The following is an 11,659-nucleotide window of genomic DNA, read 5'->3' on the forward strand; positions in this document are numbered from 1 at the left end:
CGTAAAGGTCATTTACTGTAATGCCTTCGCCAAAGATCAGGCGATCTTCCTCGCGGTAGTGTGATGCACTTTCATAAATGGTGTCATCACCCTGGCCCCCCCTGAAAACATAATCATCGCTGCTGCCTGTACCGTCAAAGTGATCATCGCCATCTGTTCCCATAGTAGCGACTAGGAACTCCTTACGGTCGAGCACAGTTCCGTCTGCAAACACGAACTGATTGATCTGATGTTTACTGGCATTTGCATCATCATTGCCATAATCAAGGATCGTGATGGATCCATCTCCGACCTTCAGTCCGATGGTCAAATCATAATCAGAGCTGTTACCGCCAACATGGGAGCTAACCGCGTAAAGGTCATTCACTGTAATGCCTTCGCCAAAGATCAGGCGATCTTCCTCTTGGTAGTGTGATACATTCTCATAAATGGTATCATCACCCTGGCCACCTCGGAAAATGTAGTCATCGTTGCTGCCCGTACCATTAAAGTGATCATCGCCATCCGTTCCTTCGAAGTACCTCCTTCGAATTTCTGCGCGCTCCCACTCGCTACCATCAGCAAACTGGATGGTTTCAATGCCATTGGTATGACTGCTACTGTAAAACTGGTCTTTGATTGTGATCGTCTCATCGGTATCAATAATACGTAAGATGAGATCATCGCCTGAACGCTCTAGCTTAAGATCCGTAACATCGAGATCCGCCAGAACTAGAGTATCTTCATTTGAGCTGGAACTAACATCGTCCAAAATTAGGTCGTTGCCCTCTCCCCGATGGTAGACGTAGGTGTCGTTGCCCTCGCCGCCAATTAGCACGTCATCACCAAGGCCACCAGTTAGCGTATCATCACCGCTTAACCCATTCAGTTGGTCATTCCCCAAACCACCAATAATGCGTTCTCCATAGTTGGCGACACCAGTGATTGTGTCGTCCCCGTCAGTGCCGACCAATGTTGCATTGGCACGCATTGTGTCCTGATCCCATATGGTGCCATCGGTAAATTCAATAAAGTTGACGCCCTCATTGTTGTTGTCACCATTGGCGTGGTAGCTTTGAACCAGCTTAACAGTTTCGCCTGTTGCCTTGATGGTGATGATCAGATCACGAGGATTTTCCAGACTTTGTGTCAAAACGACATCGTCGGCGTTCAGGTCAGTCAGCTGAAGCGTATCTGAGCCTTTGTAGCTTCTTCCGTTATGACATCATTTCCATCTCCAGATCCCCAGAGATAAACATCATCGCCCCCACTACCATTGATGATATCATCGCCAGAACCACCGTCGATTACCTCACCGTACACGTTATCGCCAGTGATTGTGTCGGCTGCGTCGGTTCCTGCCAGTATGGCATTGGCACGCATTGTGTTCTGATCCCAAATGGTACCGTCAGCGAACTGCAGGAAGTTAACCCCTTCAAGACCAACTGCTCCATTGGTGTGATAGGTTCGAACCAGCTTAACAGCTTCGCCTGTTGCCTTAATGGTGATGATCAGATCACGAGGATTTTCCAGACTTTGTGTCAAAACGACATCGTCGGCGTTCAGGTCAGTCAGCTGAAGCGTATCTGAACCATTGCCGCTGTCTTCTGTGATAACATCGTTTCCGTAGCCTGAGCCCCAGATGTAAGTATCATCATTTGCCCCTCCATCAAGGCTGTCATCACCCGCTCCGCCATCAAGCAAGTCTGCGCCAGCTCCTCCAAGGAGTTGGTCATTACCTTCTTCGCCATAAAGTTTATCGGCTCCACGACTGCCAAAGATGTAATCGTTTCCTTTGCCACCTTTAATTGTATCAGGCTGATAGCTTCCAACCAGGCGGTCATCCCCGGTTGTGGCCTTTAAGCTCAGGGCAATCAGATCATGTTCTGTCCAGACCGTGCCGTCTGTAAAGGTGATTTGCTCCAGCCCCCCCTGAGGGGCTGCATTGAACTGCCCAATAATTGTAATCGTGCTGCCATCTTTAAAATGGAGCGTAGCATCATTGATGTTATCTGAGGAGCGAACAACAGTTACCTCGTCGGGAAGTATACCTTCTCCCAAAACAAGCTTGTCGGCGTAACCACCATAGCTGTCATCACGGATAACGTCTTTTCCGTCTCCTAAACGGTAGATATAGGTGTCATTACCAGCTTGCCCGATAAGTTGGTCATCCCCCAGACCACCATCCAGCACATCATTGCCTGCAAAGCCAAGGATTGTGTCATCGCCAGTGGTTGACTGTAAAAGCTTTAGCTGAATCTCTGCAACACTAAGAGTGGTTCCGTTGGAGAATTCAAAACTCTCAATCTGGTTGAGACTATTACCGAAGTTATCAGCGTAAAACTGGTCCTTTATCGTCAGCGTGCTGCCATCACTCAAGGTGATGATGAGATCCCGGCCATTCTGGCTGCGTGTCCAGCTTACGTCTTCAGGATTGACGCCAGCCTCAAAGCGGACTTTGTCTCCCGCACCTGCGAACGACGAAGTGACTTTGTCGTCAACCGTATCATTGCCGTAACCCAGCCCAAACACATAGGTATCTGCGCCATTGCCGCCCGATAGGTAGTCATCCCCCTGCCCGCCATCCAGCACATCATTGCCCACAAAGCCGAGAATTGAGTCATCGCCAGTGGTCGACACCAGAAGCTTCTGCTGAACCGCTGCAACGCCAAGTGTGGTTCCGTTGGAGAATTCAAAACTCTCAATCTGGTTGAGGCTGTTGCCAAAGTTATCAGCGTAAAACTGGTCCTTTATCGTCAGCGTGCTGCCATCACTCAAGGTGATGATCAGGTCCCGGCCATTCTGGCCGCGTGCCCAGCTTACGTCTTCAGGATTGACGCCAGCCTCAAAGCGGACTTTTGTCTCCGCCGCCAGCAAAGGACGCAGTGACTTTGTCATCAATGGTATCATTGCCGTAACCCAGCCCAAACACATAGGTATCCGCGCCATTGCCGCCCGACAAGTAGTCATCTCCCTGCCCACCATCCAGCACATCATTGCCCGCAAAGCCAAGGATTGTGTCATCACCAGTGGTTGACTGTAAAAGCTTTTGCTGAAGCTCTGCAACACTGAGAGTAGTTCCGCTGGAGAACTCAAAACTCTCAATCTGGTAAGGGCTGTTGCCGAAGTTATCAGCATAGAACTGATCCGTAATCGTTAGCGTACTGCCGTCCGTCAATGTAGCTATCAGATCACGCCCGTTGAGACTACGGGACCAGGTTACATCATCAGAAGTTAAAGCCCCCTGGAACAACACTTTATCAGCTTGGCCAGAAAGGTGGTTGTAATCTAGCGTCCGTTCCTGGATCCTGTCGCTGCCATATCCAAGGCCGAAGAGATAGGTATCATTTCCGTTTCCACCGACCAGAAGGTCATCGCCGGCACCCCCATCCAGCGTATCCGCCCGGTTGAACCCATAGATCTGATCGTTACCGCTTGTTTGCGATTGCGCGATCAAATGATCCATCAGATCATCCGCAGTAAACGAGTTGGCTTCTTCTCCCGGCTTTGTAAAGTTGAAAGACTCAATCTGATTGAACCTGAGAGTCTTATCATTACCCAGATAAGCCGCAGAAAACTGCCCAATGATCGTCAGAGTCTCCCCTGTTCCCAGGGTTATCTTAAGATCAAGACTATCTGCATAGCGAGAGAAAGTCAGATCGGAGTAACTAATGTTGCTTGTAAACTCAATACTATCCTGATTGCCAGAATGCTCGCTCTGCCTCTGGTCATGCACGATGTCGTTGCCATAGCCATTACCGAATATGTAGGTGTCGGATCCATCTCCACCAGACATCACATCATTGCCTGCACCGCTGTCAAACACATCATCATGATCTGTGCCAGGTAAAAACTCCGAGGCATCTGACGGATGTGCGACTGCGCGGCTGATATCCTCAAGAGACCACAGTGAACCATCTGCAAACTTAATCTGCTCAATTCCCTGATAGGGCAGTTGCTGCTCCCCCGTTGAGGAGTAGGCCATCTTGTGGAACTGCCCAGTGACACGAACTGTTTCTCCCGTTGCCTTCACCGTCAACAGCAGGTCAAGACCATCACGTATCGCATGCAACTCCTCTGCGTTAAGATCCGTAAGGTGAAGAACATCAAAACCATCTGTATTTTCGTCTACATCAGCAATCGGCTGATTGCCGACAGGGCTGGTGATGACGTAGGTCTGATCGATATTAACCTCCGCAGATGGAGCAGAATTTCTAGCCCCCATTTCAGTAATCTGGCTCTCCAAAATGAGGTTGTCTAAAGTTCCAGTCAAGTCATCAGCTTTTTTGTCAGAAACGATCGAAGTATTGCGCTTGCGGAGAGAAGTCATTTAGTACACCGTAATGGAATTTAGGACATTTAATTTAAACTTAATAAGGGGTTTTATGTTGCGTTTTGTCCCCTTTTCTAATTTTTTACTGATAGATTAAGTGCTTACAAATGCAGTGATAGCCTCAAAACGCCTTTATTACTGAAAATATAACGCCACTGATTATCAGGCGTGTAAGTATTTCTGGAAAAGTTAACTTGGTTAATACTAATAAGTTGATTGAAAAAATGAAAACCAAAATTTCTTGCGTAAGCAAAATTTTAGGGTGTTCTTGTCGCTAATATAGAAAACTTGATATAGCTGTTTCAAAATCATACTAAGCACCTTATTGGAGTATCGTCGAAGCCGCGTCTATATTAACGCAGGGTGTCCAATTTGGTACTTTCAGGAAATTGGGCTCTTGTCGCTATAATCGTGCTTACGGTATTAACCAATCTTCGCATTCCCAAGTGTTGCATTATTTATCTCTAAACGGATGTACTATCGTAACTCCATCATCGTCATAAATATTTATTGCAGTTAATGAGACTATTTTATTTTCACAAACCGATATCAACGCTCCTAGCGGCATTAACTCATAGACATCATGGTATTTAGGTTCAAGAAAAAGAGTATCATCAGCTTTTCTATCTCTATCATACCCAAGTAAAGTGAGGCATTCTTGAATATCTAAACCAATTAGATTCACCCCTTTATAATAGCACTTTGCTTTGCATTTGATGTATGCAATTTGACTATTTTCAGTGGTAATTAACCACTCGCCATTACTATCAATATAACTTTCATCTTTTATCCCATCGCCAAAATCTTCATTAACATCTTCAAATGTAAGTGTTAGATAACTATCTAAGGAAGTTAATGAAGCACCTAATTTGATTGGGCCAACTCCTTCTCCAGGAACCCAAATTGGGAGAATAGCATCAGCGAAACCCTTTCCCTCTTTTGCCATGAGTTTCTCCTTTTGCTTTTCTTTTGATATCCTCTTGGATATTTCTTAACTTATCCTTTAGTCGTTTTTTCTCCCTACCAGTGGAATTTGCTATTGCATCTATGAGATCTTGTATTTGCTTTTCGCGTTTGCCAGCTTCACGCCCACTATCACCATGATTATCATTTTTACCTGCTCCACTTCGTGCCTCTGAAGGAAAGCAGATGGGTTGGTTCTGCCAGTTGATGGGTTGGTTCTGCCAGTTCTCGTATATCCCAAATGTGAGGATCAGAGCTCCACCGATTAGTTGCCCCCCATAATACAGCGCGGGAGCAAGCTCCCCGCGTGGATCGGTATACATTGCAGGTGAATTGCGGGCATATGCATATCTATTGGGACCATCTACCAATCCCAGAGGGTCAGGTTGAGTATAGCGGCCTAATGTCGAGTCGTAATGACGATGCCAGTTGTAATGAAGGCCACTTTCCAACTGATACCACTGGCCTGGGAAGCGGCTATCATGTGACGTCAAACTACCAACTATCTGATGTACAGCGCCGAAAGGCCGGTATGTTGCTCGCCAGACGATTGAACCGGAGTTATCTGCGATTTCCATAGGCCGATCAAGACGATCTGGATGAACCGTGTAAATCTGAGCTGGAGATGACCCCGATATTTGGATCGCTGCCAGTGGAGTAGCCGCCCCACTTGCTTTGCCGGACCCGAATGCAGCATTGCGATGTTCTATCCAGACATACTCGCGTGTTGTGGCTCCAGAACTGTCAATCTCGGCAATTATGTTACCTTCCAAATCGTGCACATAATGCAAGGTTGTAGGACTGTCCGCATTGTTGATCTGGCGAATGACCAGTTGTCCATTAGAGTTGTAGGTGTACTGACCTTTCAGAACATTATTTATTGTTACTTGAGATAACCGACTGGCAGTGTTGTAGGCGTAGGCTTTGGTACCTTCGCTTACTATATCTGTCAGCAGGTTTCCGGCTGCATCATAACTTAGAAAGCGACTGCTGCCATTGCTCAATAAGATGCTTGAAAGCTGATTGCTGTTCCATGGATAGTTATAGATCTGAGAGCTGGAGTTCCCGGCATTCTGAGAGATTTTATAGGTTCGGTTACCGGAACCATCATAGTAATAAGTGTTTGAACCCCATGGTCCTGTCGCATTTTGAAGCTGGTTGTCCTCTGAGTACCAGTAGGACGATAGTGTCAGGCCACTCAGGTCATCTCGTACATGCGTTAAATTTAGCTTATCAGCATAGGCGTGACTTCGCCGAGTAACCGCTGAACCATCAGTTACATTGCTGACAGAGATGGTCTCAACATCGTAGTTGCGGGAAAACGTTTTAAGCAACCTCAAATTATTGCCGTATTCAATGGACTCAAGAGGCCCATAGGGCAGCCAGGTTATATTTTTCGCCAATAGCTGAGGCGTATCACCTCCTGAAGTTTGAGTTGAGACCTGACGAACAAGGCCTTCGCTATCACGCATAAACGACACGATGCGACCAGAAGGATAAACCATTTTAATGAGGTGACCGTCAGCATCATATTGATAAGCGACCTGATAATTGGTAACGCCAATTACTCTGGTTTCAGATAGAACACGCCCCAGAGCATCGTAAGTAAAGTGTGTTTGGCCTGCTTCATCCTGTCGGCTGGTCAAGCGACCAATCCCTTTGTTTCCTGCAAGCACATTGTCATAGCTGAGCATGACATTTTCGTTTGGCGCTGATGGATATAGGACATGCGTTAGCCGGCCTGCCAAATCATACTGGTAGTTCGTGATCAGCCCCCGACCATCGGTACGGGAGGATATTAAGCCGCGCGGCTCGCGAGTATAGACAACCGATCCGGTGTCCAGACTTGTCTCCTGTATGATCTCTCCAAAGCCATTGTAGACAAACTGCGTTGTTACACCACGTGGGTCGATGTATTGATTGAGATTATTGTCAATGTCATATTTGCGTATCACCTGTGCAGCTGATGGTGATTTGGTTTGCAGCAGCCGCCCAAGGGCATCATAGCCTTTAATCCAAACGTTCTCCCGTGGATCAGTAATTTGCTCCAGCTCACCTAGCTTGTTATAGGCATATTTCCAAACCCGAGCATTTGCACCAACCGTCCTCAGAAGGCGGCCTAGTTCATCGTAGATGCGTTGCTGTTCGTATTGTATCCAACCGAATGTAGACTTCACCTGAGTTTGGGTTACGTTACCCATCAAATCATAGGTGTAGCCAACTCGCTCTGCCTTAGAGTTCTCTACAAAGATAAGGCGCCGGGCATCATCATAAGTGTAACTCATAGTTTGCCCACTTGAGGTCTGAACACGAGTGATCTGCCCCACAGCGTCATAAGTAAAGTCAATTCCTGACGCAATGCCTGATGGATCTAAAATGACAGTTTTAAGCCAGCCATTGTCATCGTAGCTCAGCGTCGTATGAATACCGTTTTCGTTTTGAACATGGGTTGGTTGACCGCGAAGATTTACGCCAAGCACCGTTGTTTGGTGCCCAAGCTCATTGACGATTGAAGTGAGGTTCCCAGCGCTATCATAACCATACCGCACAGTGTCTGAAGGTCCTGAAAGCGGACCATCAATTGCAGAAAGCTTTCCTGCTGATGTATAGCTATAATACCAGCTTCGCGTTTGTCCGTTTGTAGGGTAAGGCGCTGTGTGTGTGGTGGTGTCGGTTTCGGTGACACTAGTGAGCTGACCCGATGTATCGTATGTGTATACCGCTGTTAGGTTCGGATGTGCAACTAACGTGGGGACGTTGTATGTGCCGTGCCAGTTGATTGTGGTGACGCGTTCATCGGCAGTTCCCGTTGCCTCGGTAATCTGGGTTGGACGACCTTTGCTGTCTCGCACATATGTCGTTACACGGCCTTCTTCGTCTGTTGTGGTTGCAATGTATCTATTGCTGTCATACGTGTAGCTTGAATTGGAGGCCACGCAATTAGTACTTGCCTCACCATCAACCTCAGCTAATTGGATATCGAAATTACTCGATCCGACACGTGAGAATTTGAAGGTTGTGTTTTTCCCAAGCGGTTGGTGATACGACGGGTAACGTGGTTACCACTTGTTCCGTATTCCACGGTGTACTTATTGGTCCCCGCTGCTCCTTCAGTTGAAATCGCCCGCCCGAAATTATCATAGGCATATGTTGAGATGCGAACGCCGCGGTTGTCTGTAATGCCTGTTAGTGCATTGGGGAAGCTGGTATTTTCGTAATGATAGGTTTTGCCATCAATGATGGCATCGCTGCCGTTTTTCCAGCGAACAGCAACCAATCGCTGTACTTTACCAGTTGATGGCCCTGAACTTGCTGGCGCCGGATCGAACTCGTAGCTCGCCTTTGTCCCATCTGGGAACGTTATTTCAGATATCACCTCAGGATACGGAAGCGAACCCGAAACATTACTTAGTGATGTGACATGGAAGTAGTTCCAGGCAAAGGACACTTTACGATCATATGTATCCGTGATTGAAAGAAGTCGACGGTCAGTAGAGTCATAGCTATATGTCCACGTGTAACCAGTCCGGTCCTTAACTGTTATCGGTCGGGCAACATCATAACGACTGGGTGAATTTACACCTGAGAAAGATGTCAGATTCCAGGTTCGATCATCAGGCCCCTTGACAAGCCAGTTGCTGGCAGAACTCTTTAAGCTGGATAGATCTGAAGGCAGGATCCCTTGATAAACAAGAGAATACGCTGATGAAGATGCCCCTTGCTCGGCGTCTGGCTCCCACGCTCCTCCGTTGTTCAACTTGAAGTCGTAAGGGGAACCATCTGGTGCGATCAGTGTAACATGGGCATTGGGAGAGGAAGGTGAGCCGGAAAAATCCCCGAGCTGAAGTTCCATTAAGAAGCTGAACTGCCAGCCACCTGGAAGACCCAGAGGAACGTAGTTAATGCTTTTGCTACGGCCGATTGGGTTTGATCTATAGCTCCTCGAGATTGCAAGCTTTCCGTCGCTAGTCGAAAAATCCTCAATTGAATGATATTTGGTGCCTGTGTTCAGAATGATCGGATTGCCGATGACTGGATTGTTCTTTCCACCCTGGTCATAGCTGCAAACAGGTCGTTGAGGACGAAGGTCTTCTGGCTTAACGCAGCCATTTGGAAAGGATCGTACATAGCCGCTTTCGCACTGTAGGAATACCCAACTTGGTATCGCATGCCCACATTTAGAAAAGGCGTCAAGGTCTGCTCCGAGCCCATTTTCCTCTGGGCACAGATAGTTAACATGCGTCCAACTGCAGCGTTTTGTGTAAGGACCATCCGGGTCATCCAAAGCACCAATGTAGCGGCTATAGCCGTTGTCCATTCCAAACGATTTCCATTGGGCTTTGCAAGCTGCTTCCGCGCTCTCGTAATGCTGCCCATTCAAAAACCAATGCCAGCCTTGTGGCCTGACGCAGTAGCGAAGGCACTCTGAGCGCTAAGCAGCGACGCTAGAACAACCAAAGCCGGGAGTAATGTAGGAATACAGGTAATAAAATAAATAGAAAATCTATGAATGCGCCAATAAAACACTTTAAGCCCCATGGGTAATATACAATAAAATTGCAAATATCCGGTGCTTTATTATAGTGTTCAATATAAATGTCAGCTTTGTTGATATCTATATTTTATAGATTATCAAATAAGGAAATTTATCAGATTTTCCTACTCACTAGGCTGGCTAATGAAACGATGATTAAAGCATCAACATAATCTATGACAATTTACAACTTTAGATTGTATTAATATGTATGCCAATATCAAAAAGAACAAGTGAATAATTTAAATTGAAGGCGCAGGAAAAATATCCGTATAGAATAATGTTATATTCTGTAATTACTTATTGTTGCGAGATTGTTCTGACGTGAGCTTTCCGAGTCTTACTTATTTTAGATGAGATAAAATTATCCATTGCTATAAAGTTCCAACCGTTGCGACTAGCCTTCCTTTTGAAATACACATGCATTGGCGATAAGATCTTATTATCCAGAATTAGCCTGGCATTTTGTGTGCTGTGGTGACCATTGTTGCAGGCCGGATACCGCCAAGCCAGTTTTTGAAGAAGTTTGCCTCCTGTCCAGGCCAGCACAAGTTAGTGCTGGCTTTAAGACAGTTTCGTATCAGAATGTTCAGTTTAAGTTTTGGCTTCTAAAGGGTAATCGTAAGTACATCTCTCCACGCTCGAATTTTTAGCAATTCGAGCGTTCGTGATGAACCGCTTTTATCTCAGTTGTGCGGGTGGAAATCCTAACTCCATCTGTGTACTCAACTGAGCCAGTTGGATGTACAATTTTTTGTCGTCTGATGGTTTCGAAATAGTTCGTAAGCCGAAATTTAGCAGTTATACAACGAGAACTTCTAGTTATTGATGCGTTAGAATAAGGACCGTCGACATTATTTACTAAAGAATGATGTATCCGTTTCCCGTGACGATCTGTTACGAAACCTCGACCGTTACTCGTATAAACATCCGCTTTGAAGTAACGCTCTTTAGTTTCGGTTGATCTTGTACATTTATCGCCCTCAGAGTGAGGTGTTCCGTAGCCGTTTTCGCGAACGTAGGTTGCGCCAGTTTTGTAGCGGTAGGTTTCCTCACGAACGGTCTTCAGATAGGAGATACAGCCTTTATAATACCGGGTGCTTTGTCGTGGGACTTCATGGGTCGAAATGTGCGTGTAGGCTGAGGATGCAGAGACAAACTCAAAATTGCTTGCCTTCAAATCGGCTTTGCGAATGTTTCTGAGTGTTACTGTGTTGCTGTCATTGAGTTTGATGACCAGATTGCCACTTTGCTGTGTGGCATTGCGCATGAGGTGGTCGAAGTTTGCAAAGACAAGCTTGTCGAAGCGCGCTTTGTCACCGAAGCCAAAGCCATGCTCAAAATCCTCAATCACATCGCGGCCGAAGAATGGACCTTCAAAGATGAAGGTGTCATTGCCTTTGCCGCCATGTAGATTGTCATTGCCTGCTGCCCCATTGAGGGTGTCGTTGCCGCCATAGCCAGACAGACGGTTGTTGCCACTGTCACCGGTCAGGCTGTCGCCATATGCATCACTACCTGTTGCGTTCTCGATGGAGACATAGGTGTCGCCAGCCGCATCGCCTGTGTTCTGGCTAGGATCTGCAAGATTGATGGTCAGAGCGTGCTTGGACCAGCGATAGCGGGCAACATCTATACCCGGGCCACCATCAAGATAGTCATTCCCGCCGCCATAGGCGTTAAGCGTGTCATTGCCGCCCTTACCTTCCAGGCGGTCATTGCCGCGGTGACCATAAAAGCTATTGTTTTGTTCATCACCAATCAAGACATCATTGTAACTGGAGCCTTCAATGGTCTCGAAGTTGGAGATCTTATCGCCTTCAGCATGGCCACCTGAGACAGCTCCTGTT

General features: G+C 46.7%; 6 protein-coding genes and 1 pseudogene. All 7 read right to left on the reverse strand.

What is annotated here, in order from left to right:
* Window positions 1–1,132, reverse strand: a 1,132-nt coding sequence (locus tag JCM12308_RS27120) for a calcium-binding protein (RefSeq protein WP_280138431.1), incomplete at its 3' end; no start/stop codon positions are given.
* A 26-nt stretch (window positions 1,133–1,158) separates the two neighbouring features.
* Complete coding sequence (locus tag JCM12308_RS27125; protein WP_054785735.1) at window positions 1,159–2,877, reverse strand: calcium-binding protein; 1,719 nt, start codon at window positions 2,875–2,877, stop codon at window positions 1,159–1,161.
* Window positions 2,825–4,309, reverse strand: a complete 1,485-nt coding sequence (locus JCM12308_RS27130) for a calcium-binding protein (protein ID WP_054785736.1) — start codon at window positions 4,307–4,309, stop codon at window positions 2,825–2,827. Before JCM12308_RS27130 ends, JCM12308_RS27125 begins: the two co-directional genes overlap by 53 nt.
* Window positions 4,310–4,766: 457 nt before the next feature.
* The gene (locus JCM12308_RS27135; protein ID WP_054785737.1) at window positions 4,767–5,258 is read right to left on the reverse strand and encodes a hypothetical protein; all 492 of its coding nucleotides are present in this window, start codon (window positions 5,256–5,258) and stop codon (window positions 4,767–4,769) included.
* Window positions 5,230–8,211: an RHS repeat-associated core domain-containing protein gene (locus tag JCM12308_RS32640; protein WP_128647534.1), complete on the reverse strand. Its 2,982-nt coding sequence runs from the start codon at window positions 8,209–8,211 to the stop codon at window positions 5,230–5,232. The genes JCM12308_RS27135 and JCM12308_RS32640 overlap by 29 nt, the downstream gene beginning before the upstream one ends.
* Window positions 8,212–8,243: 32 nt before the next feature.
* Entirely contained in the window at window positions 8,244–9,593 is a 1,350-nt protein-coding gene (locus JCM12308_RS28120; protein ID WP_128647535.1) for a DUF6531 domain-containing protein, read from the reverse strand.
* Between the two features lie 865 nt (window positions 9,594–10,458).
* Window positions 10,459–11,659: pseudogene (locus tag JCM12308_RS27155) on the reverse strand (calcium-binding protein); the annotation flags it as partial.

Origin of the sequence: Pseudovibrio denitrificans JCM 12308 (assembly GCF_001310815.1) — a bacterium.
In the GTDB taxonomy this organism is placed as follows: Bacteria; Pseudomonadota; Alphaproteobacteria; order Rhizobiales; family Stappiaceae; genus Pseudovibrio; species Pseudovibrio denitrificans.

Coding starts and splice junctions, on each gene's coding strand:
- JCM12308_RS27125 (WP_054785735.1), bottom strand. CDS start 2,877: ATGACAAAGTCACTGCGTCCTTTGCTGGCGGCGGAGACAAAAGTCCGC.
- JCM12308_RS27130 (WP_054785736.1), bottom strand. CDS start 4,309: ATGACTTCTCTCCGCAAGCGCAATACTTCGATCGTTTCTGACAAAAAA.
- JCM12308_RS27135 (WP_054785737.1), bottom strand. CDS start 5,258: ATGGCAAAAGAGGGAAAGGGTTTCGCTGATGCTATTCTCCCAATTTGG.
- JCM12308_RS28120 (WP_128647535.1), bottom strand. CDS start 9,593: ATGGACAACGGCTATAGCCGCTACATTGGTGCTTTGGATGACCCGGAT.